Consider the following 23,102-nt stretch of genomic DNA (forward strand, 5'->3'; position numbering starts at 1 on the left):
TAGGGGATAGACGATGTTGAACGCCTGGCACCTGCCTGTTGCTCCCTTTATAAAACAGCAGCAGGACAAACTGATAATCACCCTTTGGCTGCGCGGCGACGACCTGCCGAAGCGGGTGACAATGCGCGCGGAAGTGGATAACGAAGAGCTGGCGCTGCCGATGCGCCGTAGTAGTAAATCACCGGCGCCAGACGTCGTGCAGTGGCGTGGGGAGATAGCGCTACATGAAGGGCAGCCGCGCCGCCGTTACGGCTTTAAGCTGTTGTGGGCCGACCGGCAGCTGTGGTTTGCGCCAAAGGGCTTTAGTGAGATTCCACCGGCGAAACTTGAGCTATTTACCTACGATAGCCCGGACGCTGGCCCGCAGTGGGTAGCCGATCAGGTCTTCTATCAGATTTTCCCTGATCGCTTTGCCCGCAGCCCGTCGCGCAGCGAACAGCAGGACAAGGTTTATCATCACCACGCCGCCGGGCACGATATTGTCCTGCGCGATTGGGATGACCCCCTGACCGCCGAAGCCGGTGGCTCAACCTTTTACGGTGGCGATCTCGACGGAATTAGCGCGAAGCTGCCGTATCTGAAGAAGCTGGGCGTTACCGCGCTGTATCTGAACCCCGTGTTTACCGCCCCGAGCGTACATAAGTACGATACCGAAGATTATCGCCAGGTCGACCCGCAGTTTGGCGGCAACGATGCGCTGCTGCGTCTGCGACACAACACCCAGCGTGAAGGGATGCGGATGGTGCTCGACGGTGTGTTTAACCACAGCGGCGATACCCACGCCTGGTTTGATCGCCACAACCGCGGTAGCGAAGGTGCTTGCCATCATCCGGAGTCACCGTGGCGCGACAGCTACAGTTTCTCTGACGACGGAAAAGCGCTGGACTGGCTGGGGTATTCCAGCTTGCCGAAGCTCGACTATCGCTCGAACGAGCTGGTGAATGAAATCTATGCTGGAGAGGACAGTATCGTCCGCCACTGGCTGAAGGCGCCGTGGAATATGGATGGCTGGCGGCTCGATGTGGTGCATATGTTGGGTGAAGCGGGTGGCGCGAAGAATAACCTCAAGCACGTCAGCGGTATTACCCAGGCGGCAAAAGCTACGCGCCCGGATGCCTACGTGCTCGGCGAACACTTTGGCGATGCACGGCAGTGGCTTCAGCAGGATGCGGAAGATGCGGCGATGAACTATCGCGGTTTTACCTTCCCGCTGTGGGGCTTTCTTGCCAACACCGATATCTCTTACGACCCACAGAAAATCGATGCACAAACCTGTATTGCCTGGATGGAAGACTACCGCGCTGGGTTATCGCATCAACAGCAGCTGCGGATGTTTAATCAGCTCGACAGCCACGATACCGCACGCTTTAAATCTCTGCTGGGACGTGATGCGGCGCGCCTACCGCTGGCGGTGGTCTGGCTGTTTAGCTGGCCGGGCGTGCCGTGCATCTATTACGGTGATGAAGTCGGGCTGGACGGCGATAACGATCCTTTCTGTCGTAAGCCGTTCCCGTGGGATGAGAAACAGCAGGACCGCGAACTGCTGGCGCTTTATCAACGTCTGGCGGCTTTGCGCAAGGCTACGCCCGCGCTGCGCCATGGTGGTTGTGAAGTGCTGTATGCCGAAGGCGATGTTGTAGTGTTCCTGCGCGTGCTGGGCGCAGAGCGCGTGATGGTAGCCATTAACCGTCGCGAAGCCTGTGAAGTGGTGCTGCCAGACTCGCCGTTACTGAACGTCGAGTGGTTGCGCAAAGAAGGTACAGGCCAGCTGAAGGAGGATGTACTGACGTTGCCCGCTATCTCCGCCACCGTCTGGGTCGGTCACTGATAGAGGTGGGCTATTTCCGCGCTGGCGAGCAGCGTTTCGCGCCACCAGCGCTGTGCCAGCCCATCCCGACCGTTGCGCCAGGCCATGTAGGCGACATCTTTTTGCCGAAATGAGATAACGGTTTTCTCCACCAGTTCACCGGTCGCCAGCCACGGGCTGGCGATATGGCGGGGGAGAAAACCGCAACCGATCCCGGCACGAAGCAGCATGACCTTGCTGTGGAAATCATCGACGCGCATTTGTGGCTGCTCATCCATCAGATTGGTTTGCAACGGATGGCAAAATTTGGCGCTATCGCTTATCACAATTGCCCGGTGCAGGCACAGCTGTTCGTTGGTCAAGCCCTCCGGCGCGCTGGCTAGCGGATGGTTTGGCGCGACGACAAATACGTTATCCATGGTCCCCAGCATTTTGTAAGACCAGGCAGCAGAAGTTGGCGGCTCGTTGATAGCGCCGAGAATAATGTCAGCGCCGTTGTGGGTAAGTTCTTCCCATGAACCGGCCAGCGTGTGATGGGTGAAATTAAGGCGAGTTTGTTTATTCAGCGCGTAAAACGCCTCAATACTCGGCAGCAGCGCAGAAAAAGGGAAAGAATCATCGAGGGCAATCGCCAGCTCTTTTTCCCAACCTGAGCTAAGCTGCACCGCCTGTTTTTCCAGATCTTTTGCCGCATTGAGCAGTAAACGTCCCTTCTCCAGCATCATTCGCCCGGTATCGGTGAATTTTGCCCGATGTCCCGAACGGTCGAGTAGTTCGATACTGAGGTCGTTTTCCAGTTTCTGAATCATATAGCTTAGCGCCGCAGGCGTTTTAAATAGCGATTCGGCCGCAGCGGCGAAGGTGCCGTGTTTGTCGAGAGCGTCGAGGATGAGCAAAACGTCCAGGTTGATGCGCATAGGCTTAAAATATCCAGAGAAATTAACCCCTACGTTGTACCGAATGCTTAAAAACAAAGCCAGTGAATAAATTAGATATAACTGGCGCATTTTTTTGATGTTGTATGAGATATATCGCAGGAGGGAATTATTATTGTCACAGGATGGTAAGTTTTCTTTAATAACTCGTTAGAAATTTCCCGCTATACTCAACAAGCTTTCTGATTCAGGATCCTGCTACTGACGGCAGCTTAAACCGTTTTCTTTTAACTTATTGATTGAGAAGGTGTGTTATGTCTATTCGGGAACTGATTGATCCGCAAAACTCCGCGCTAATTTTTATTGACCATCAGCCACAAATGTCATTTGGTGTGGCGAATATTGACCGCCAGACTCTCAAAAATAATACCGTTGCGTTAGCTAAAGCCGGGAAAATATTTAATGTCCCGGTTATTTATACCTCCGTCGAAACCAAAAGTTTTAGTGGCTATATTTGGCCAGAATTATTAGCCGTTCATCCTGATGTGAAGCCTATTGAACGTACCTCGATGAACTCCTGGGAAGATGCGGCGTTTGTTAAAGCGGTGAAGGCGACCGGGCGTAAAAAACTGATTATTTCCGCCCTGTGGACGGAAGTGTGCCTGACTTTCCCGGCGCTGATGGCGCTGGAAGAGGGCTTCGAAGTGTATGTGGTGACTGATACCTCCGGTGGCACCTCAGTGGATGCCCACGAACGCTCCATTGACCGTATGGTGCAGGCCGGTGCGGTACCTGTGACCTGGCAGCAGGTGCTGCTGGAGTACCAGCGCGACTGGTCACGCAAAGAGACCTACGATGCGGTAATGGATCTGGTGCGTGAACACAGCGGTGCCTACGGTATGGGCGTGGATTACGCGTACACCATGGTGCACGGCGCACCAGAACGTAAAGCCTAAGGTCAGGATGCTGGCGGGGCTCCCCGCCAGCTTGCGACAGCAAGGAACCCTCTGCCATGACGCAAAAGCATGTCACGCTGGTCATTACTCACGCCATCCAACCCGAACACGTTGCGCTCTACGAAGCCTGGCTTGGCGAGATTATGCCTATTGCCGCCAGCTATCCCGGCCATCTTGGGGCGAACGTTATCCGCCCGGTCGATGGGCAGACGGCGTGGAATATTATTATCCGCTTCGACAGTCTCGAGCACCTCTACGGCTGGACTCAGTCCGATGTGCGGCAAAAGCTGGTGGATGAGATAACGCCGCTGCTGGGTGAAGGCGACCATACCGAAGTGCGCACCGAAGCCGCGTTTTGGTTCACCCCGCCCGCCGCTAATGTGCGGCAGCCAAAGCGCTGGAAACAGTTCCTGATAACCCTGCTGGTGATTTTCCCCAGTACCAATCTGGTGCCTGCCATTACCGGTGCGCTGTTGCCGTCGATGAAGGGAACCCTGTCGCTGCATTTTATTAATGATGCTTGTGTGGTCGCGCTGGTGGTCTGGTTCTGGATGCCCATCGTGACCCGCCTGTTTGCCGGTTGGCTGAAAAAAGTCTGAACCGGCATAAGGAGAACGTAATGCCACAAACAGCCACACTGATTTTAACCCAGGGGCAGATTCACACTCTGGACGCGAAGCAGCCGCGTGCCGACGCGGTCGCTATTGCTAACGGCAAGATTTTAGCCGTCGGCAGCGATGCGCAGATGATGTCCTACGCCGGTGAGGGCACACAAATTATCGATCTGCACGGCCATACGGTGATCCCAGGACTTAATGACTCGCACCTGCACCTGATCCGCGGCGGATTGAATTACAACCTCGAACTGCGCTGGGAAGGGGTGCCGTCGCTGGCGGATGCGCTGCGAATGCTCAAAGATCAAGCCGATCGCACGCCGTCGCCGCAGTGGGTGCGCGTAGTGGGCGGCTGGAGCGAGTTCCAGTTCGCTGAACGCCGTATGCCGACGCTGGAAGAGCTTAATGAAGCGGCGCCAGATACCCCGGTATTCGTGCTGCACCTCTACGATCGCGCGCTGCTGAACCGCGCGGCGCTGAAAGCGGTTGGCTATACCAAAGAGACACCAGCACCGGCGGGCGGCGAAATTGTTCGAGATAATAACGGCAACCCGACCGGGATGCTGATCGCCAAACCGAACGCGATGATCCTCTACTCCACGCTGGCCAAAGGTCCAAAACTGCCGCTGGAGATGCAGGTCAACTCGACCCGTCAGTTTATGCGTGAGCTAAACCGACTGGGGCTGACCAGCGCCATTGATGCTGGCGGCGGCTTCCAGAACTATCCGGAAGACTACGAAATTATTGAGCAGCTGCATGCCAATAAGCAGATGACCATTCGTATTGCCTACAACCTGTTTACCCAGCGTCCGAAACAGGAAATCGAGGATTTCGAACGCTGGACCGATATGCTTAAACCGGGGCAGGGGACCGATTTCTATCGTGCCAACGGCGCGGGCGAAATGCTGGTCTTCTCGGCGGCTGATTTTGAAGATTTCCTGCAGCCGCGTCCTGACCTGCCGCCGGGCATGGAAGATGAGCTGGAGCGCGTGGTGCGCCATCTGGTTGAGCATCGCTGGCCATTCCGCCTGCACGCCACCTACGATGAGTCCATCAGCCGCATGCTGGATGTGTTTGAGAAAGTGAATCGCGATATTCCGTTCAACGGTCTGCACTGGTTCTTTGACCATGCGGAAACCATTACCGAGCGTAATATCGAGCGCGTGAAGGCGCTGGGTGGCGGTATTGCGGTACAGCACCGCATGGCGTTCCAGGGCGAGTATTTTGTCGACCGCTACGGTAAAGATGCGGTGAAACATACGCCGCCGGTGGCGAAAATGCTGGAGCTGGACGTGCCGGTTGGCCTGGGCACTGATGCCACCCGCGTGGCGAGCTACAACCCGTGGACCGCGCTGTACTGGCTGGTTTCCGGGCGCACCGTCGGCGGAATGGCGATGTACGATGATGAAAATCGCCTGCCGCGTGATGTGGCCCTTGAGCTGTGGACCGCCGGTAGCGCGTGGTTCTCCAGCGAACAGGGTAAGAAAGGGCGCATCGAGAAAGATCAGTTGGCCGATCTCGTGGTGCTGTCGAAAGACTACTTCAACGTGCCGGAAGAAGAGATCAAAGGCATTGAGTCGGTGATGACTATTGTTGATGGCAAGGTGGTGTACGCGGCGGGTCACTTCACGCCGCTGGCACCGCCAGCGATTCCGGTCGTTCCTGACTGGTCGCCGGTAGTGAAAGTGCCGGGACATTACCGCTCAGCCCCTCCGGGAAGCGAGCGCATCGGTGCCGTGGTCCAGATGCATCAGTGCTGCGGCAGCTGCGGTGTACACGGTCATCAGCACGATCTGGCCCGTCAATCCGGTATACCGGTATCCGATGACCGCGCCTTCTGGGGCGCACTGGGCTGCTCTTGTTTCTCGTTCTAACGCCACGCGTAGGCTCGATTGCTCGGCCTACTGGCAATAAAAAAGGCTCGCATTATGCGAGCCTTTTTTTTACGAAACGTCAGCCAATTACAGGCTAGAGACGTTTTCGCTCAGGTATTTAGCAACGCCGTCTGGAGACGCGTTCATGCCTTCTTTACCTTTTTCCCACTGCGCCGGGCACACTTCGCCGTGCTGCTCGTGGAACTGCAGCGCATCAACCATACGCAGCATTTCGTCGATGTTACGGCCCAGCGGCAGGTCGTTAACCACCTGGTGACGAACAACGCCGTTAGCGTCGATCAGGAAGGAGCCGCGCAGCGCAACGCCTTCGTCCGGGTGTTCGATGCCGTAAGCCTGCTGAATTTCACGCTTAACGTCAGCAACCATTGCGTATTTCACTGCACCGATGCCGCCTTTGTCGACAGGGGTGTTACGCCATGCGTTGTGGACGAATTCGGAGTCAAAAGAAACGCCAACCACTTCAACACCGCGTTTCTGGAACTCTTCGTAACGTTTGTCGAAGGCAATCAGTTCGGATGGGCAGACGAAGGTGAAGTCCATCGGCCAGAAGAACAGAACCGTGGCTTTACCCTGGGTGTGCTGTTTGAAATTGAATTTCTCAACGATTTCACCGTTGCCCAGTACCGCTGCTGCGGTGAAGTCAGGCGCTTGACGAGTAACCAGAACCATGGGGTTCTCCTTTGAATTTATAGGGTTAATGTAACGCAACGCGGGCAAGTATAGGCACAGACCGCGGCTAACACAAAAAGACTGTGACGATTAATTAGATAGGTTTTGACTATTGATAATTTATTTTTACCAAAGGATCAAGCATAGCCATTCCATCGCGCGATGCAAGCCCTACAGCGCTTTGTTTTTCGCCTGCAGCATCATCTGCGGGTAAAACTGCCAGAAACGGGTCTCGAGTTCGGCGTAGTGCGTATCAAGGTCATGCCAGGAATCGCGTAGGGCATCCAGCTTCGGGCGGCGGCTGGCCATGCCGTTTAACACGCGCTGGATAAAATCCATCTCTCGATAGCGTTCGAGCCAGCGCTCTGACCACAGATGTTCATTCAGGACGATAAAGCGCTCGGGCGCCTGCGGCAGGATGGTTGTGACCTGCGTATGGGCATAGCGAACGAATTCCTCCAGCGCGATATCCGGAGAAATTTGCGCCCAATGGCGAGATAAAAAATGATCCCACATCACATCCAGCGTAATCGGTGCAACCCGGCGCGTTTCGGGACGAAACCACTCACGGGCTTCCTTAACCTGCGGCAGATTATCGGTCATGACGTCGATGCGGCGATGCATATGAATGCCGTCAACCACCGCTGGCGGATAATCCTGTTCAGGATTACCACGGACAAAATCTGCCAGCAAATTCCCTGACAGAGAGCTTTCAGCAAGGTGAGCGAGATGCAGATGAGCGAGAAAATTCATTGTTTGCTATTTATCCAGAGGGGTAAGGGTTGCAGGGACGACGCCCCGGCACTAGACTACCCGCCTCATTATTAAGCCCAGAGTCACAGTCATGCGCGTTGCCGATTTCTCCTTTGAACTACCTGAATCCCTGATTGCCCACTATCCGCAAGCCGAGCGCAGTAGCTGTCGCTTGCTGTCTTTGGACGGGCCTACGGGCGCGCTGACGCACGGTACTTTCACCGATTTGCTCGATAAGCTCAACCCTGGCGACCTTCTGGTCTTTAACAATACCCGGGTGATCCCGGCGCGTTTGTTTGGCCGTAAAGCCAGCGGCGGCAAGATTGAAGTGCTGGTCGAGCGTATGCTGGATGATAAACGTATTCTGGCACATATTCGCGCTTCTAAAGCGCCGAAGCCGGGCGCCGAGCTGCTGCTGGGCGACGATGAAAGTATCAAAGCAACGATGGTTGCGCGCCACGATGCGCTGTTTGAAGTTGAGTTCGACGACGAACGTAGCGTGCTGGATATCCTCAATGCCATCGGTCATATGCCGCTGCCGCCGTACATTGACCGTCCGGACGAAGACGCCGACCGCGAGCTGTACCAGACGGTGTATAGCGAGAAGCCGGGCGCCGTTGCCGCCCCGACTGCCGGTCTGCATTTCGACGAACCGCTGCTGGCGAAGCTGCGTGAAAAAGGTATCGAAATGGCATTTGTCACCCTGCACGTGGGCGCAGGTACCTTCCAGCCGGTGCGTGTAGACAGCATTGAAGACCACATCATGCACTCCGAATATGCGGAAGTGCCGCAGGATGTGGTGGATGCGGTTCTGGCGGCTAAAGCGCGCGGTAATCGCGTGATTGCGGTTGGCACGACCTCCGTGCGTTCGCTGGAAAGCGCAGCGCAGGCAGCAAAAAACGAACTGATTGCACCGTTCTTCGGTGACACGCAAATCTTTATTTTCCCAGGCTATCAATACCAGGTTATTGATGCGCTGGTGACTAACTTCCACCTGCCTGAATCGACGTTGATTATGCTGGTTTCGGCGTTTGCTGGTTATAAAAACACCATGAACGCCTATCATGAAGCCGTAAAAGCGGAATATCGCTTTTTTAGTTACGGTGATGCCATGTTTATCACGTACAATCCGCAGGCTATTTCTGAGCGTGTCGGGGAATAAGTTTCCGGCATGAGTGTTTAACGTCGGACTGTTTTTCTGACGCAGGAGTTATGATGAAATTTGAACTGGACACCACAGACGGTCGCGCTCGCCGCGGCCGCCTGGTTTTTGACCGTGGCGTAGTAGAAACCCCCGCTTTTATGCCGGTGGGTACCTATGGCACCGTGAAAGGCATGACGCCGGAAGAAGTTGAAGCCACCGGCGCACAAATTATTCTCGGCAACACCTTCCACCTGTGGCTGCGCCCGGGCCAGGAAATCATGAAGCTGCATGGCGACCTGCATGACTTCATGCAGTGGAAAGGGCCAATCCTCACCGATTCCGGCGGTTTCCAGGTCTTCAGCCTGGGTGATATCCGTAAAATCACCGAGCAGGGCGTGCACTTCCGTAACCCGATCAACGGCGATCCTATTTTCCTTGATCCTGAAAAATCGATGGAGATTCAGTACGATCTCGGTTCCGACATCGTGATGATCTTCGACGAATGTACGCCATATCCGGCAGATTGGGACTACGCCAAGCGCTCCATGGAGATGTCTCTGCGTTGGGCCAAGCGTAGCCGCGACCGTTTTGACGGTCTGGGCAACAAAAATGCGCTGTTTGGCATCATTCAGGGTAGCGTTTACGAAGATTTACGTGATATCTCCGTGAAAGGTCTGGTGGATATTGGCTTTGATGGCTACGCTGTCGGCGGTTTAGCTGTGGGTGAGCCGAAGGAAGATATGCACCGTATTCTGGAGCACGTCTGTCCGCAAATCCCGGCTGATAAGCCGCGTTACCTGATGGGCGTGGGTAAACCAGAGGATCTGGTTGAAGGCGTACGTCGCGGTATCGATATGTTTGACTGCGTCATGCCGACGCGCAACGCCCGTAACGGTCATCTGTTTGTGACCGACGGCGTGGTAAAAATCCGCAATGCGAAGCACAAAAGCGATACCAGCACGCTCGACGCTGAGTGTGATTGCTACACTTGTCGCAATTATTCACGTGCATACTTGCATCATCTTGACCGTTGCAACGAAATATTGGGCGCGCGCCTCAATACCATTCATAACCTTCGCTACTACCAGCGCTTAATGGCTGGTTTACGCAAGGCTATCGAAGAGGGTAAATTAGAGAGCTTCGTGACCGATTTTTACCAACGCCAGGGGCGTACGGTTCCACCTTTGAACGTTGATTAATTTTAATAATGAGGGAATTTGAATGAGCTTTTTTATTTCTGATGCGGTAGCGGCAACAGGTGCTCCGGCGCAGGGTAGCCCGATGTCTCTGATTCTGATGCTGGTTGTGTTCGGTCTGATTTTCTATTTCATGATCCTGCGCCCACAGCAGAAACGTACCAAAGAACATAAAAACCTGATGAGCTCCATTGCCAAAGGCGATGAAGTCCTGACGAACGGTGGCCTGGTTGGTCGTGTGACTAAAGTAGCAGAAACTGGCTACATCTCCATCGCACTGAACGACACCACTGAAGTGGTTATCAAACGTGACTTCGTAGCTGCCGTCCTGCCGAAAGGCACCATGAAGGCGCTGTAATATTCCGTTTTCCCAAAGGGAACTGCCGTGTTAAACCGTTATCCTTTGTGGAAGTACATCATGCTGGTCGTCGTCATTGTCGTCGGCCTGCTTTACGCACTTCCCAACCTGTATGGTGAGGATCCGGCTGTTCAAATCACTGGCGTGCGCGGCGTCGCCGCCAGTGAGCAAACGCTGATCCAGGTCCAGAAAACGTTACAAGAAGAAAAAATTACCGCTAAGTCTGTGGCACTGGAAGAGGGCGCTATTCTTGCGCGCTTCGACACCACCGACATCCAGCTGCGCGCGCGTGAAGCGTTGATGAGCGTACTGGGTGACAAATATGTCGTGGCGCTTAACCTTGCTCCGGCAACTCCGCGCTGGTTGGCTGCGATTCACGCAGAGCCAATGAAGCTCGGTCTTGACCTCCGCGGCGGCGTTCACTTCCTGATGGAAGTGGATATGGATACCGCACTGGGCAAGCTCCAGGAACAAAATATCGATAGCCTGCGCAGCGATCTGCGTGAAAAAGGCATTCCTTATACTACCGTTCGTAAAGAAGACAACTACGGTCTGAGCATCACTTTCCGTGATAGCAATGCCCGCGATCAGGCTATCTCTTACCTGAGCAAGCGTCACCAGGATCTGGTGATTTCAAGCCAGGGTAGCACCGCGATGCGTGCGGTGATGACCGATGCGCGTCTGAGTGAAGCTCGCGAATATGCGGTACAGCAGAACATCAACATTCTGCGTAACCGTGTAAACCAGCTGGGCGTGGCTGAGCCGGTGGTTCAACGCCAGGGTGCTGACCGCATCGTGGTCGAGCTACCGGGTATTCAGGACACCGCGCGTGCCAAGGAAATCCTGGGCGCAACCGCGACGCTGGAATTCCGTCTGGTCAACAGCAACGTCGATCAGGCCGCTGCCGCATCTGGCCGCGTTCCAGGCGATTCTGAAGTGAAAAATACCCGTGAAGGCCAGCCGGTTGTGCTGTTCAAGCGTGTGATTTTGACCGGTGATCATATCACCGACTCTACTTCCAGCCAGGACGAATACAATCAGCCGCAGGTTAACATCTCGCTGGATAGCGCGGGTGGTAACATCATGTCTAACTTCACCAAGGACAACATCGGTAAACCGATGGCGACCCTGTTTGTGGAGTATAAAGACAGCGGTAAGAAAGACGCTAACGGCCGCGCAGTGCTGGTGAAACAAGAAGAGGTGATTAACATCGCCAATATCCAGTCCCGACTGGGTAACAGCTTCCGTATCACCGGTATCGGCAACCCTAACGAAGCGCGTCAGCTGTCGCTGCTGCTGCGTGCGGGTGCGTTGATTGCGCCAATCCAGATTGTTGAAGAACGTACCATCGGCCCAACGCTGGGTATGCAGAACATCAAGCAGGGCCTGGAAGCATGTCTGGCCGGTCTGGTGGTCTCTATCCTGTTCATGATCTTCTTCTATAAGAAGTTTGGTCTGATTGCGACCAGCGCGCTGATTGCGAACCTGGTACTGATTGTCGGTATTATGTCGTTGCTGCCAGGCGCTACGCTGAGTATGCCGGGGATTGCGGGGATTGTGTTAACCCTTGCCGTTGCCGTCGACGCCAACGTACTAATCAACGAGCGTATCAAAGAAGAGCTGAGTAACGGTCGTTCGGTTCAGCAGGCTATCAATGAGGGCTATGCCGGTGCGTTCAGTTCCATCTTCGATGCGAACATTACGACGCTGATTAAAGTCCTGATCCTGTATGCAGTTGGCACCGGGGCAATTAAAGGGTTCGCGATTACTACCGGTATCGGTGTGGCGACGTCGATGTTTACCGCGATTGTCGGTACACGTGCCATCGTAAACCTGTTGTATGGCGGCAAGCGCGTCAAAAAGCTGTCAATCTGAGGAGTGCGAAGTGGCACAGGAATATACTGTTGAACAATTGAACCACGGCCGTAAAGTCTATGACTTTATGCGCTGGGACTACTGGGCTTTCGGCATCTCAGGTTTCCTGCTGATCGCGGCCATCGTGGTGATGGGCGTACGCGGGTTTAACTGGGGTCTCGATTTCACCGGTGGTACGGTGATTGAAATCACGCTGGAAAAACCGGCGGATATGGATGTGATGCGTGATGCGCTGGAGAAAGCGGGCTTCGTTGAGCCGCTGCTGCAGAACTTCGGCAGCAGCCATGACATCATGGTACGTATGCCGCCAACCGAAGGTGCAGACGGCGGGCAGGTGCTGGGTAGTAAGGTGCTGAGTGTGATTAACGAAGCCACCAACCAGAATGCCGCCGTGAAGCGTATCGAATTCGTTGGGCCAAGCGTGGGTGCCGATCTGGCGCAAACCGGTGCGATGGCGCTGATGGTGGCGTTGTTATCTATCCTTGTGTACGTTGGTTTCCGCTTTGAGTGGCGACTGGCTGCAGGGGTGGTAATTTCACTCGCGCACGACGTGATCATTACCGTAGGGATCCTGTCGTTGTTCCATATCGAGATTGACCTGACGATCGTGGCATCCTTGATGTCAGTTATCGGTTACTCGTTGAACGATAGCATCGTGGTATCTGACCGTATTCGTGAAAACTTCCGCAAAATCCGTCGCGGTACGCCATACGAGATCTTTAACGTGTCGCTGACCCAGACGCTGCACCGTACGTTGATTACGTCCGGTACTACGTTAGTGGTGATTCTGATGCTGTACCTCTTCGGTGGTCCAGTGCTGGAAGGTTTCTCGCTGACCATGCTTATCGGTGTTTCCATCGGTACAGCTTCGTCTATCTACGTAGCCTCGGCGCTGGCGCTGAAGCTGGGTATGAAACGCGAGCACATGCTGCAGCAGAAAGTTGAGAAGGAAGGGGCGGATCAGCCGTCTATTCTGCCGTAAGCGAGCGCTGTTAAGTGATTGAAAAAAGCCGTAACACCCAATCCGTGTTGCGGCTTTTTTATTGCATCTTATTATTCTAATTAAGCCCGAATATTGCTTTGTGAGGAGTCATCATGGCTATCATCCCGAAAAACTACGTCCGGCTGGAAAGCGGCTACCGCGAAAAAGCACTGAAGCTGTTCCCTTGGGTCTGCGGGCGCTGTTCGCGAGAGTTTGTTTACTCTAATCTGCGTGAACTGACGGTTCACCATATGGATCACGACCATACCAATAACCCGGAAGACGGCAGCAACTGGGAGTTGCTGTGCCTGTACTGCCACGATCATGAACACTCGAAGTACACCGAGGCCGATCAATACGGTTCAACGGTGGTTGCCGGGGAAGACGCGCAGAAAGATGTAGGGGAGGCGACCTATAACCCGTTTGCCAACCTGCAAGCGATGATGAATAAAAAGAAATAATCGCAGCGGTGTAACGCGTACATGATCATTGGAATCCCGATCGTAAGATTGGGATTTTTTTTGTCTGTCGGGCATGGATTGGGTGTGGATATTGGCAGGCGGAGTAGAATCAGCGGCAAGCCGGGAGCACTCGGTGAGGCGCAGTGTTGCGGGGGCTTGATCCCCGGTGGCCTTGTCGCTGGAAAGAGAAAACCCCCGCAAATTGTTCGGTATTCACCGGCAACCTAACGGGGGCAATCCTATCTCTAGACAAGTTGAGGATAGCCGCGAACCGTTGCCATTGCAACCAAGGCGGTTATATGTCGCTTACTGAAGTGTGCATTATTGTCTGGCACGATCTGGCAGCGCCTACGCTGGCCAGTATTGCGGCCGGTCTTTTTTTAGGCTGGTGGCATAGCAGGAGATAATGCGAGGTGGGCGTGTTGGCCGCCGCGTGGCAGCATGCGCTCGAAACGGGCCAGAGGATTTCCTCTGGCCTTTTTTGCGGTAACGAACTTAGAAGTTGTAACCGACAACCAGGTAACCACCCCAACCGGTAGACTTCGCGCTGAAGTCACCTTCGCCCCAGTTCAGGGTATTCCCGCCTTTCCACTGGCCGCCGTCATGGAAGTAACGAGCCACTACCGAGTAGTGCCAGTGATCGTAGTTCAACGCCAGGATGTGGCTGGAAGCGATGGAGTTGCTGGTACGGTTTGGTTCGTCGCCCAGATCGGAACCCCAGTCAAAGTTGGTGAAGCCGATGTAGCTCAGCTTGCCGCCCCACAGATCGGAGATCGGAACAAAGTATTTCACTTTGAAGCGGTAGCCGTCCCACTCGTTTTCGTTGGCTGCGCCGTAGTTCTGCCACTGGTATTTCGCATACACGTTCATGGACAGGCTCATTGGCAGGCCGGTATCGATATCGGTACCCAGACCCATGTACCAGGTGCTCTGGCGGCTGCCTTTGTTGTCACCCATATCGTAGATGTAGTTGTTGGCGATATACCACTCTTTGAATGGACCAAAGCTCAGGTCAGCGCCGGTCAGCTTATCGATAGAGAAGCGCGGTTCAATTTCCATAAACATTGGGGAACCGTCGGACCATACGCCTTTATCGTTACCGTTACCCCAATCGAAGGTTTTTGGAATATCGATGTAGCCGTAGAAATCTAACCAATCTTTCTTAGCAAATGCTTCGTACTCCAGGTAAACGTCGTTGTTCAGTTTTGGAGAGAAACGGGTGTGGTAGCTACCTACCACGTTGACGCTCTGATGCCACCAGTCGGAAACGTACTCCGGCTGAGAGCCACCGGCTGCGTTAGCAGTGAAAGAGGCGGAAAGCGCCAGCGCCGCACCGGCTGCAAGTAATGTTTTTTTCATATTTATGCCACTAATAAAAAAATTCGAAAGAGAGTGATATTTATCACCGAAGTTTTTCTAAATGTTTCGTGTTTCTGCGTGCCTATTATATGAATCATTGCTCACGAAAATCAGTCACGCTTCACACATTTTTCAAGTGCGTAATCGATTGCGTTCACGTTTGCGTAGATTAGACGCGGCGATTGTACTGATGGAGTGAATTATTGCAAATTTTTACACACAGAAAATGTAGGGCGGAGAGTTGGGCAGGATGGGATAGGCGTCGGAGCGTTGTTATCGCTCGCGACGCCGATAATACGATTATTGCGCGTTGGCGGGTTGAACGTCATGGATGCGGACAAAGCCGAGCTGGTCCGGCGTCACGCCGTTAAGCTGCAACGGAATGTCGACATCGCTTGGTGCCAGCACGCTCGCCGGTGCGGAGAAGAGCTTATTGCTCACGTTCACTTCCTGATACTGCTCAGTCGTGCCCTGGATTTGTCCCCATTCTACCGTGCCGGTGAATGCCGGAAGCGGATCGTTGGACTCACCCTGGATGCGCAGAGTCAGCGCTGTACCTTGTGCGTTGGCGGCAATGTTGCGCAATGACATGCGCAGCGTGCCGACCTGGCTATTCAGGCGGGCAGGGGTGTTTGCCCCCGGCAGCAAATAGACGCCACGTGTCGATTTCGCATTGAGCGCGTTTTGCTGGGTGATCTTCACGGTTTCTTTATTTAGCTGCGTCATTTCTGCGCTCAGCGTGCTGATGCTCTGGTGCATCTGCTTCACCTCTGACTGCTGGGCGCAGGCGGTCAGGCTGACGAGGCTTCCCAGCAGGGCAATTCTTAGGTAACGTCTTGTCATTCTGTCTGTTTCCTTCTTCACGGGATAACGCAATGTTAGCGCGCAACAGGGCATTTGGCATCGATCCATTGTCTCAAAAAGCGCTGTTCCTTTGTTGTCTCGTCAGTTCAGGGTAAAATAGATTCCATTAGCCCTCACCGTCAGGACGTCGTATGCACTGCCCATTCTGTTTCGCCGTAGACACTAAAGTAATTGACTCCCGCCTTGTGGGAGAAGGTTCCTCCGTTCGCCGCCGTCGACAATGCCTGGTGTGCAACGAACGTTTCACTACCTTTGAGGTCGCTGAGCTGGTGATGCCGCGCGTTGTCAAAAGTAATGACGTGCGTGAGCCGTTTAACGAAGACAAGCTGCGCAGCGGCATGCTGAGGGCGCTGGAAAAACGTCCGGTGAGCTCTGATGACGTCGAAATGGCGATTAATCATATTAAATCGCACCTGCGCGCCACCGGCGAACGTGAAGTGCCGAGCAAACTGTTGGGTAATCTGGTGATGGAACAGCTGAAAAAGCTCGATAAAGTCGCCTACATCCGCTTTGCTTCGGTTTACCGCAGCTTTGAAGATATCAAAGAATTTGGCGAAGAAATCGCCCGCTTACAGGATTAAGCCATGAGCGATGAGATATATATGGCGCGTGCCCTGAAGCTGGCGCAGCGCGGACGATTCACCACCCATCCGAACCCTCGCGTTGGCTGCGTGATTGTCAATCAGGGCGAAATTGTTGGTGAAGGTTTTCACTACCGTGCCGGTGAGCCGCATGCGGAAGTGCATGCCTTGCGTATGGCGGGCGAAAAAGCCAAAGGTGCTACCGCCTACGTAACTCTTGAGCCATGCAGCCATCATGGCCGCACGCCGCCGTGCTGCGACGCGTTAATTGCCGCAGGCGTCGCGCGCGTGGTTGCCGCGATGCAGGACCCGAATCCGCAGGTCGCCGGGCGCGGTTTGTACCGTCTACAGCAGGCGGGAATTGAAGTCAGTCATGGGCTGATGATGAGCGAAGCCGAAGCGCTGAATAAAGGTTTCCTCAAGCGGATGCGCACCGGTTTTCCGTACATTCAGCTTAAGCTTGGCGCGTCGCTCGACGGACGCACGGCGATGGCCAGCGGTGAAAGCCAGTGGATCACTTCGCCGCAGGCCCGTCGCGATGTGCAGCGTTTACGTGCAGAAAGCCATGCCATTTTAACCAGCAGCGCAACCGTATTAGCCGACGATCCAGCATTAACCGTACGTTGGGATGAACTGAGCGCCGATACGCAAAGCCTCTATCCGCAGGAAAATCTGCGCCAGCCTCTGCGTATTGTCATCGATAGCGACAACCGCGTGACGCCGCAACACCGCATTGTGCAGCAGCCGGGTGAAACGCTGTTTGCTCGTACTAAAGAAGATACCCGTAGCTGGCCGCAGGGCGTGCAAACGCTGATGGTGCCGGAGCATAACGGTCATCTCGATCTGGTGTTACTGATGATGCAGCTTGGAAAACAGCAGGTTAACAGCATCTGGGTTGAGGCGGGGCCGACGCTTGCCGGAGCGCTGATTGAAGCAGGACTGGTGGATGAGCTTATCGTCTATATCGCGCCTAAACTGTTAGGCAGCGATGCGCGCGGATTATGTGTGCTGCCGGGCCTTGAGAAACTGAGTCAGGCCCCCCATTTCAAATTCAATGAGATACGCCAGGTTGGCCCGGATGTCTGCCTGCATTTAACCGCTGCGTGATGCATTCCTAATTAGAGGAAGCAGCGCCCAGAATATTATGATAAAATCCGCCCCCCTGCGGGGCAAATGAACCCAAAGGAAGAGTATGAACATTATTGAAGCTAACGTTGCTACCCCGGACGCTCGCGTCGCCATCACCATCGCGCGTTTCAACAACTTTATCAATGACAGCCTGCTGGAAGGTGCTATCGACGCCCTGAAACGCATTGGTCAGGTTAAAGATGAAAACATCACCGTTGTTTGGGTTCCTGGCGCTTATGAACTGCCGCTGGCAGCTGGCGCACTGGCAAAAACCGGTAAATACGATGCGGTGATTGCACTGGGTACAGTTATCCGTGGCGGTACTGCCCACTTCGAATATGTTGCTGGCGGGGCAAGCAATGGCCTGGCGCACGTCGCTCAGGACAGCGAAATCCCGGTAGCCTTCGGTGTTCTGACCACCGAAAGTATTGAACAAGCCATCGAACGCGCTGGCACAAAAGCCGGTAACAAAGGTGCAGAAGCTGCACTGACCGCGCTTGAAATGATTAATGTATTGAAAGCCATCAAGGCCTGATTTTTGTAAGGGGAAATCCGTGAAACCTGCTGCTCGTCGCCGCGCCCGTGAGTGTGCCGTCCAGGCGCTCTACTCCTGGCAGTTGTCCCAGAACGACATCTCTGATGTTGAATACCAGTTCCTGGCGGAACAAGACGTTAAAGATGTTGACGTCGCGTACTTCCGTGAACTGCTGTCCGGGGTGGCGACTAACAGCGCGTACCTCGATGGATTGATGAAGCCGTACCTGTCCCGTCTGCTCGAAGAGCTGGGTCAGGTAGAGAAAGCCGTGCTGCGCATCGCGCTGTTCGAGCTGTCTAAGCGTGATGATGTGCCATACAAAGTGGCTATCAACGAAGCAATCGAGCTGGCAAAAACCTTTGGCGCTGAAGACAGCCACAAGTTCGTCAACGGCGTGCTGGATAAAGCCGCTCCTGCAATTCGTCCCCGCAAAAAGTAACCCGTAGGCCGGTGAGAGAGCGATAATTATCGCTTTCCCCGGCCTTGTTTTATCCTTCTGCTGAGGCATAACGTATGGCATGCGGCGAATTTTCCCTGATTGCCCGTTATTTTGACCGAGTACGAAACGCCCGTCTTGATGTCGAAACTGGTATCGGTGACGACTGTGCGTTACTCAACATCCCCGAAAAACAAACCCTGGCAATCAGCACCGACACGCTGGTGGCGGGTAATCATTTTCTCCCCGATATCGACCCGGCTGACCTGGCCTACAAAGCACTGGCGGTTAACGTCAGCGATCTGGCTGCGATGGGTGCCGATCCTGCATGGTTAACGCTGGCTTTGACCCTGCCTTCGGTCGATGAAGAGTGGCTGGCGGCGTTCAGCGACAGCCTGTTTGAGCAGCTAAACTACTACGATATGCAGCTGATAGGCGGCGATACCACTAAGGGCCCGCTGGCGATGACGCTCAGCATCCACGGCTACGTGCCGGTGGGACGCGCGTTGAAACGTTCAGGGGCGAAACCGGGCGATTGGATTTACGTCACCGGGACGCCGGGCGATAGCGCTGCCGGGCTGGCTCTGCTGCTGAATCAATTGAAAATTGATGTGCCGGAAGATGCGGCCTATCTGCGTCAACGCCATTTACGCCCGACGCCGCGTGTACTGCAAGGGCAGGCGCTGCGCGATCTTGCCAGCTCGGCCATTGATTTGTCCGACGGGCTGATTTCCGATCTGGGCCATATTCTGAAGGCCAGCGGCGTAGGTGCGCGGGTTGAACTGGATATGCTGCCGTACTCGGGGGCTATGCTGCGCCACGTTACCCCAGAGCAGGCCTGCCGCTATGCGCTCTCTGGCGGCGAAGATTATGAACTGTGCTTTACCGTTCCGGAACTGAATCGCGGTGCGCTGGAAGTGGCTCTGGGTCAGTTGGGGACGCCGTTTACCTGCATTGGCCAAATTAGCGCCGACGTAGAAGGGCTGAATTTTACACAAGATGGAAAGGCGGTCACGCTGGACTGGAAGGGGTACGATCACTTTGGCTAAGCACGATATCGCAAAAAGCCGTCTGAACTTACGCAATCCCTGGCACCTGCTGGCCACGGGGTTTGGTAGCGGCTTAAGCCCAATAGTTCCTGGTACCATGGGGTCGCTGGCCTCTATTCCGTTCTGGTATTTGCTGACCTTTTTACCGCTGCAGATCTATTCGCTGGTGGTGATGTTCGGCATTTGCATCGGCGTTTATATCTGTCGCCGCACGGCGCGCGATATGCAGACTCATGACCACGGCAGCATCGTGTGGGATGAGTTTATCGGCATGTGGATAACCTTAATGGCGATCCCGGTCATCAGCTGGCAGTGGGTGCTGGCCGGGTTTGTGGTATTCCGCATTCTGGATATGTGGAAACCGTGGCCGATCCGCTGGTTTGACCGCAATATTCACGGCGGCATGGGCATTATGGTCGATGACATCGTCGCCGGGGTTATTTCGGCGGGGATTTTGTACGTCGCGGGGCACCACGTTCTGTGATGCGTTGACCGTCACCGGTCCTCTCCCTTGAATTTTGAGAAGGGGAAAATCGATGGTGTGCGGTGTCGAATGTAATCATAAACGCCGGCTTGAATGATGCACATCACTAACAGATGATGCCGAACGGTTCCCTCTCCCCATCGGGGAGAGGGCTAGGGTGAGGGGGGTATTCTGTTACTTAAACCCCACCACCGGATGAACCTGATATGGCGCTTCCATCGCCGAGATCTGCTCTGGCGTCAGCGTCAGATCAACCGCGTTTAACAGCTCCTCTAACTGTTCCTCACGCGATGCGCCGATAATCGGTGCCGCTACCCCTGGTTTACTCAACAACCATGCCAGCGCCGTTTGCGCGCGGCTGGCTTCAACCTCTTCGGCAACCCGCTCCAGCTCCCCGGCAATTTTCTCGTCGTTCTCTTCCGTGGTGCTGTAGAGCGTCTGGCCGAATTCATCGGATACCAGTCGTGCGGTGGTTTCCCCCCAAGGGCGGGTCAGACGACCACGAGCCAGCGGGCTCCACGGGATCACCGCCACGCCTTCCTGGACGCACAGCGGCAGCATATCGCGCTCTTCTTCGCGATAAATCAAATTGTAGTGATCCTGCATGGTGACAAACTGCGCCAGTCCGTTGGTTTTTTGCAGCGCCAGCGCGTGGGCGAACTGGCGGGCATGCATTGAAGAGGCGCCGATAAAGCGGGCTTTACCCGACTTTACTACCTCATCCAGCGCTTCCAGCGTCTCTTCAATCGGCGTGCGGTAGTCCCAGCGATGAATTTGCAGCAGGTCGACATAGTCCATGCCGAGTCGGCGCAGGCTGTCGTCAATGGAGCGGAGGATCTGCGCGCGTGAGAGTCCTTCTTCTAAATCGCCCACCTGGTGATACACCTTGGTAGCGACCACCACTTCATCGCGACGAGCGAAGTCGCGTAGCGCCCGGCCAACGATCTCCTCGCTGCTGCCGTCGGAATAGCTGTTGGCGGTGTCGAAAAAATTGATGCCGCCTTCGAGGGCGCGCTGAATGATGGGACGGCTGCTGTCTTCCGGCAGCGTCCAGGCGTGCTTACCCCGGTCCGGTTCGCCGAAGGTCATACAGCCCAGGCAAAGGCGGGAAACCCGAAGGTCAGTTTGTCCTAAGAGATGGTATTGCATGATTCAGCTCCTGCTAGCGGGTAAGGGGTTTACCTTTAAGCATAGCAGGAGCGATAGGAGGGATTATGCCAACCAGGCCGCGATCTTCGCCTCAATGCCTGCCGCGTCGAGACCGAGGTCGGCGCGAGCCTCTTCCTGCGTTCCCTGTGGGACGAAGAAATCAGGCAGGCCAAGATTCAGCACCGGCACCGGTTTACGATGCGCCATCAGCACGTCGTTCACGCCGCTGCCCGCGCCGCCTATAATGGCGTTTTCTTCCAGCGTCACCAGCGACTCATGGCGCGCAGCCATCTCAAGGATCAACGTCTCATCGAGCGGCTTCACAAAGCGCATATCAACCAGCGTAGCGTTAAGTTTTTCAGCGACTGTTTCGGCTTCCGCCAGCAGGGTACCGAAGTTGAGAATCGCCAGTTTCTCGCCTTCACGTTTCACCACGCCTTTGCCCAGCGGAAGTTTAGCTAATGGTTCAAGCGTTGCACCCGTACCGCTACCGCGTGGATAGCGTACTGCGCTTGGGCCGTCGCCGTAATGGTAGCCGGTGTACAGCATCTGGCGACATTCGTTCTCATCGCTTGGGGTCATGATGACCATTTCCGGGATGCAGCGCAGGTAGGAGATATCGAATGCCCCCTGGTGCGTCTGCCCGTCGGCGCCGACGATACCCGCGCGGTCGATGGCAAACAGCACCGGCAGCTTCTGGATGGCGACGTCGTGGATCACCTGATCGTAGGCGCGCTGCAGGAAGGTCGAGTAAATCGCCACAATCGGTTTATAGCCGCCAATCGCCAGACCGGCGGCAAAGGTTACCGCGTGCTGTTCGGCAATGGCGACATCGAAATACTGGTCGGGATATTTTTTGGAGAACTCCACCATGCCGGAGCCTTCACGCATGGCCGGCGTCACCGCCATCAGCTTGGCATCTTTGGCCGCGGTTTCGCACAGCCAGTCGCCGAAGATTTTCGAATATGACGGCAGGCCACCGCTGCTTTTTGGCAGTTTACCGCTGGTGTGGTCGAATTTAGGCACCGCATGGAAGGTGATAGGGTCTTTCTCGGCGGGCTCATAGCCACGGCCTTTTTTGGTCATAATGTGCAGGAACTGCGGGCCTTTCAGGTCGCGCATGTTCTTGAGCGTATTGACCAGCCCAACCACGTCATGACCGTCAACCGGCCCGATGTAATTGAAGCCTAATTCTTCAAACAGCGTACCCGGCACCACCATGCCTTTGATGTGTTCTTCCGTGCGTTTGAGCAGCTCTTTAATTGGCGGAACGCCGGAGAAGACTTTCTTGCCGCCTTCACGCAGAGAGGAGTAGAGCTTGCCGGAAAGCAACTGCGCCAGATGGTTATTGAGCGCGCCGACGTTTTCCGAGATAGACATTTCGTTGTCGTTCAGCACCACCAGCATATCGGGCTTGATATCGCCCGCGTGGTTCATGGCTTCGAACGCCATACCGGCGGTAATCGCGCCGTCACCAATTACGCAGACGGTACGACGCTGTTTGTTCTCTTTTTCAGCCGCTACGGCAATACCAATACCGGCAGAAATTGAAGTGGAAGAGTGGCCGACGCTCAGCACGTCGTACTCGCTTTCACCGCGCCACGGGAACGGGTGCAGGCCGCCTTTCTGACGGATAGTGCCAATTTTGTCGCGACGACCGGTCAGAATTTTATGCGGATAGGCCTGGTGACCAACGTCCCAGATAAGCTGGTCGAACGGCGTGTTATAGACATAATGCAGCGCCACGGTGAGTTCCACCGTGCCAAGCCCGGAGGCAAAGTGTCCGCTGGAACGGCTCACGCTGTCGAGCAGGTAACGGCGTAGCTCGTCACACAGCTTCGGCAGGCTCTCTTTTGGCAACAGGCGTAATTCCTGGGTGGAATCGACCAGTGCCAGGGTCGGGTATTTGGCAATATCAAAACTCATCGGAGA

At 54.9% G+C, this 23,102-nt stretch carries 24 protein-coding genes; 17 read left to right on the forward strand and 7 right to left on the reverse strand.

Annotated features, from left to right (window positions below; genetic code table 11):
- Positions 1-13 precede the first annotated feature (13 nt).
- Positions 14-1,828 (forward strand): maltodextrin glucosidase, encoded by a 1,815-nt coding sequence (malZ, locus tag ABOC97_RS13195; RefSeq protein ID WP_349598319.1) that lies wholly within the window; start codon positions 14-16, stop codon positions 1,826-1,828.
- On the opposite strand, the gene ABOC97_RS13200 is transcribed toward malZ, so the two are convergent.
- Positions 1,822-2,724: a LysR family transcriptional regulator gene (locus tag ABOC97_RS13200; protein ID WP_349598322.1), complete on the reverse strand. Its 903-nt coding sequence runs from the start codon at positions 2,722-2,724 to the stop codon at positions 1,822-1,824. The genes malZ and ABOC97_RS13200 overlap by 7 nt on opposite strands.
- Before the next feature lie 272 nt (positions 2,725-2,996).
- On the opposite strand from ABOC97_RS13200, the gene ABOC97_RS13205 reads away from it, so the two are divergent.
- Genes ABOC97_RS13205 through ABOC97_RS13215 form a run of 3 tightly spaced genes read left to right on the forward strand, consistent with a single transcriptional unit; the run spans position 2,997 to position 6,126 of the window.
- The gene (locus tag ABOC97_RS13205) at positions 2,997-3,638 is read left to right on the forward strand and encodes a hydrolase (RefSeq protein WP_052283902.1); all 642 of its coding nucleotides are present in this window, start codon (positions 2,997-2,999) and stop codon (positions 3,636-3,638) included.
- A gap of 56 nt (positions 3,639-3,694) precedes the next feature.
- Complete coding sequence (locus tag ABOC97_RS13210) at positions 3,695-4,237, forward strand: antibiotic biosynthesis monooxygenase (protein ID WP_349598325.1); 543 nt, start codon at positions 3,695-3,697, stop codon at positions 4,235-4,237.
- A gap of 20 nt (positions 4,238-4,257) precedes the next feature.
- A complete protein-coding gene (locus ABOC97_RS13215) occupies positions 4,258-6,126 on the forward strand; it encodes an amidohydrolase (RefSeq protein ID WP_349598328.1) in 1,869 nt (622 codons plus the stop codon).
- A gap of 87 nt (positions 6,127-6,213) precedes the next feature.
- Here ABOC97_RS13215 and ABOC97_RS13220 read toward each other — a convergent pair whose 3' ends face one another.
- Both ABOC97_RS13220 and acpH read right to left on the reverse strand, forming a co-directional pair.
- On the reverse strand, positions 6,214-6,816 hold the full coding sequence (locus tag ABOC97_RS13220; protein WP_052283898.1) for a peroxiredoxin C: 603 nt from the start codon (positions 6,814-6,816) through the stop codon (positions 6,214-6,216).
- A gap of 171 nt (positions 6,817-6,987) precedes the next feature.
- Positions 6,988-7,569: an ACP phosphodiesterase gene (gene acpH / locus ABOC97_RS13225; protein ID WP_349598331.1), complete on the reverse strand. Its 582-nt coding sequence runs from the start codon at positions 7,567-7,569 to the stop codon at positions 6,988-6,990.
- 91 nt (positions 7,570-7,660) lie between these two features.
- Here acpH and queA point away from each other — a divergent pair, with 91 nt between their 5' ends.
- The 7 genes from queA to ABOC97_RS13260 all read left to right on the forward strand — a co-directional run bounded on the left by queA (position 7,661) and on the right by ABOC97_RS13260 (position 13,992).
- On the forward strand, positions 7,661-8,731 hold the full coding sequence (gene queA / locus ABOC97_RS13230) for a tRNA preQ1(34) S-adenosylmethionine ribosyltransferase-isomerase QueA (RefSeq protein WP_349598334.1): 1,071 nt from the start codon (positions 7,661-7,663) through the stop codon (positions 8,729-8,731).
- Between the two features lie 53 nt (positions 8,732-8,784).
- Positions 8,785-9,912 carry a tRNA guanosine(34) transglycosylase Tgt gene (gene tgt / locus ABOC97_RS13235; protein WP_052283895.1) on the forward strand — a complete coding sequence of 376 codons (1,128 nt, stop codon included), beginning with the start codon at positions 8,785-8,787 and terminating at the stop codon, positions 9,910-9,912.
- Positions 9,913-9,934: 22 nt separating this feature from the next.
- On the forward strand, positions 9,935-10,267 hold the full coding sequence (gene yajC / locus ABOC97_RS13240) for a preprotein translocase subunit YajC (RefSeq protein WP_052283894.1): 333 nt from the start codon (positions 9,935-9,937) through the stop codon (positions 10,265-10,267).
- Between the two features lie 27 nt (positions 10,268-10,294).
- On the forward strand, positions 10,295-12,142 hold the full coding sequence (secD, locus tag ABOC97_RS13245) for a protein translocase subunit SecD (protein ID WP_072277189.1): 1,848 nt from the start codon (positions 10,295-10,297) through the stop codon (positions 12,140-12,142).
- A 10-nt stretch (positions 12,143-12,152) separates the two neighbouring features.
- Positions 12,153-13,124, forward strand: coding sequence for a protein translocase subunit SecF (secF, locus tag ABOC97_RS13250; protein ID WP_349598338.1), 972 nt, complete (start codon positions 12,153-12,155; stop codon positions 13,122-13,124).
- A 113-nt stretch (positions 13,125-13,237) separates the two neighbouring features.
- On the forward strand, positions 13,238-13,585 hold the full coding sequence (gene yajD, locus ABOC97_RS13255; RefSeq protein WP_052283891.1) for an HNH nuclease YajD: 348 nt from the start codon (positions 13,238-13,240) through the stop codon (positions 13,583-13,585).
- Between the two features lie 299 nt (positions 13,586-13,884).
- Complete coding sequence (locus ABOC97_RS13260) at positions 13,885-13,992, forward strand: type I toxin-antitoxin system toxin Ldr family protein (RefSeq protein ID WP_234506965.1); 108 nt, start codon at positions 13,885-13,887, stop codon at positions 13,990-13,992.
- Positions 13,993-14,080: 88 nt separating this feature from the next.
- Here the strand turns inward: ABOC97_RS13260 and ABOC97_RS13265 are convergent, their stop codons facing one another.
- Complete coding sequence (locus ABOC97_RS13265) at positions 14,081-14,944, reverse strand: nucleoside-specific channel-forming protein Tsx (RefSeq protein ID WP_349598342.1); 864 nt, start codon at positions 14,942-14,944, stop codon at positions 14,081-14,083.
- A 300-nt stretch (positions 14,945-15,244) separates the two neighbouring features.
- Positions 15,245-15,787, reverse strand: a complete 543-nt coding sequence (locus ABOC97_RS13270; RefSeq protein WP_234506959.1) for a SadB/YajI family lipoprotein — start codon at positions 15,785-15,787, stop codon at positions 15,245-15,247.
- A 152-nt stretch (positions 15,788-15,939) separates the two neighbouring features.
- On the opposite strand from ABOC97_RS13270, the gene nrdR reads away from it, so the two are divergent.
- The 6 genes from nrdR to pgpA all read left to right on the forward strand — a co-directional run bounded on the left by nrdR (position 15,940) and on the right by pgpA (position 20,021).
- On the forward strand, positions 15,940-16,389 hold the full coding sequence (nrdR, locus tag ABOC97_RS13275; protein ID WP_052283888.1) for a transcriptional regulator NrdR: 450 nt from the start codon (positions 15,940-15,942) through the stop codon (positions 16,387-16,389).
- A 3-nt stretch (positions 16,390-16,392) separates the two neighbouring features.
- On the forward strand, positions 16,393-17,496 hold the full coding sequence (gene ribD / locus ABOC97_RS13280) for a bifunctional diaminohydroxyphosphoribosylaminopyrimidine deaminase/5-amino-6-(5-phosphoribosylamino)uracil reductase RibD (RefSeq protein WP_349598346.1): 1,104 nt from the start codon (positions 16,393-16,395) through the stop codon (positions 17,494-17,496).
- 85 nt (positions 17,497-17,581) lie between these two features.
- Positions 17,582-18,052: a 6,7-dimethyl-8-ribityllumazine synthase gene (gene ribH / locus ABOC97_RS13285; RefSeq protein ID WP_001021161.1), complete on the forward strand. Its 471-nt coding sequence runs from the start codon at positions 17,582-17,584 to the stop codon at positions 18,050-18,052.
- 19 nt (positions 18,053-18,071) lie between these two features.
- Complete coding sequence (nusB, locus tag ABOC97_RS13290; protein ID WP_062773912.1) at positions 18,072-18,491, forward strand: transcription antitermination factor NusB; 420 nt, start codon at positions 18,072-18,074, stop codon at positions 18,489-18,491.
- 74 nt (positions 18,492-18,565) lie between these two features.
- Complete coding sequence (gene thiL / locus ABOC97_RS13295; RefSeq protein WP_349598349.1) at positions 18,566-19,537, forward strand: thiamine-phosphate kinase; 972 nt, start codon at positions 18,566-18,568, stop codon at positions 19,535-19,537.
- Positions 19,488-20,021 (forward strand): phosphatidylglycerophosphatase A, encoded by a 534-nt coding sequence (gene pgpA / locus ABOC97_RS13300; RefSeq protein ID WP_459253822.1) that lies wholly within the window; start codon positions 19,488-19,490, stop codon positions 20,019-20,021. The genes thiL and pgpA overlap by 50 nt, the downstream gene beginning before the upstream one ends.
- Before the next feature lie 174 nt (positions 20,022-20,195).
- Here pgpA and ABOC97_RS13305 read toward each other — a convergent pair whose 3' ends face one another.
- On the reverse strand, positions 20,196-21,170 hold the full coding sequence (locus ABOC97_RS13305; protein WP_349598354.1) for an aldo/keto reductase: 975 nt from the start codon (positions 21,168-21,170) through the stop codon (positions 20,196-20,198).
- A gap of 63 nt (positions 21,171-21,233) precedes the next feature.
- Entirely contained in the window at positions 21,234-23,096 is a 1,863-nt protein-coding gene (dxs, locus tag ABOC97_RS13310) for a 1-deoxy-D-xylulose-5-phosphate synthase (protein ID WP_349598357.1), read from the reverse strand.
- Between the last annotated feature and the right edge of the window lie 6 nt (positions 23,097-23,102).

The sequence above is a fragment of the Kluyvera huaxiensis genome (genome assembly GCF_040149365.1).
In the GTDB taxonomy this organism is placed as follows: domain Bacteria; phylum Pseudomonadota; class Gammaproteobacteria; order Enterobacterales; family Enterobacteriaceae; genus Kluyvera; species Kluyvera intermedia_A.

Bases quoted from the DNA above. Each gene is read 5' to 3' on its own strand.
- malZ (WP_349598319.1), top strand. From the start codon at position 14: ATGTTGAACGCCTGGCACCTGCCTGTTGCTCCCTTTATAAAACAGCAG.
- ABOC97_RS13200 (WP_349598322.1), bottom strand. From the start codon at position 2,724: ATGCGCATCAACCTGGACGTTTTGCTCATCCTCGACGCTCTCGACAAA.
- ABOC97_RS13205 (WP_052283902.1), top strand. From the start codon at position 2,997: ATGTCTATTCGGGAACTGATTGATCCGCAAAACTCCGCGCTAATTTTT.
- ABOC97_RS13210 (WP_349598325.1), top strand. From the start codon at position 3,695: ATGACGCAAAAGCATGTCACGCTGGTCATTACTCACGCCATCCAACCC.
- ABOC97_RS13215 (WP_349598328.1), top strand. From the start codon at position 4,258: ATGCCACAAACAGCCACACTGATTTTAACCCAGGGGCAGATTCACACT.
- ABOC97_RS13220 (WP_052283898.1), bottom strand. From the start codon at position 6,816: ATGGTTCTGGTTACTCGTCAAGCGCCTGACTTCACCGCAGCAGCGGTA.
- acpH (WP_349598331.1), bottom strand. From the start codon at position 7,569: ATGAATTTTCTCGCTCATCTGCATCTCGCTCACCTTGCTGAAAGCTCT.
- queA (WP_349598334.1), top strand. From the start codon at position 7,661: ATGCGCGTTGCCGATTTCTCCTTTGAACTACCTGAATCCCTGATTGCC.
- tgt (WP_052283895.1), top strand. From the start codon at position 8,785: ATGAAATTTGAACTGGACACCACAGACGGTCGCGCTCGCCGCGGCCGC.
- yajC (WP_052283894.1), top strand. From the start codon at position 9,935: ATGAGCTTTTTTATTTCTGATGCGGTAGCGGCAACAGGTGCTCCGGCG.
- yajD (WP_052283891.1), top strand. From the start codon at position 13,238: ATGGCTATCATCCCGAAAAACTACGTCCGGCTGGAAAGCGGCTACCGC.
- ABOC97_RS13260 (WP_234506965.1), top strand. From the start codon at position 13,885: ATGTCGCTTACTGAAGTGTGCATTATTGTCTGGCACGATCTGGCAGCG.
- ABOC97_RS13265 (WP_349598342.1), bottom strand. From the start codon at position 14,944: ATGAAAAAAACATTACTTGCAGCCGGTGCGGCGCTGGCGCTTTCCGCC.
- ABOC97_RS13270 (WP_234506959.1), bottom strand. From the start codon at position 15,787: ATGACAAGACGTTACCTAAGAATTGCCCTGCTGGGAAGCCTCGTCAGC.
- nrdR (WP_052283888.1), top strand. From the start codon at position 15,940: ATGCACTGCCCATTCTGTTTCGCCGTAGACACTAAAGTAATTGACTCC.
- ribD (WP_349598346.1), top strand. From the start codon at position 16,393: ATGAGCGATGAGATATATATGGCGCGTGCCCTGAAGCTGGCGCAGCGC.
- ribH (WP_001021161.1), top strand. From the start codon at position 17,582: ATGAACATTATTGAAGCTAACGTTGCTACCCCGGACGCTCGCGTCGCC.
- thiL (WP_349598349.1), top strand. From the start codon at position 18,566: ATGGCATGCGGCGAATTTTCCCTGATTGCCCGTTATTTTGACCGAGTA.
- pgpA (WP_459253822.1), top strand. From the start codon at position 19,488: ATGGAAAGGCGGTCACGCTGGACTGGAAGGGGTACGATCACTTTGGCT.
- ABOC97_RS13305 (WP_349598354.1), bottom strand. From the start codon at position 21,170: ATGCAATACCATCTCTTAGGACAAACTGACCTTCGGGTTTCCCGCCTT.
- dxs (WP_349598357.1), bottom strand. From the start codon at position 23,096: ATGAGTTTTGATATTGCCAAATACCCGACCCTGGCACTGGTCGATTCC.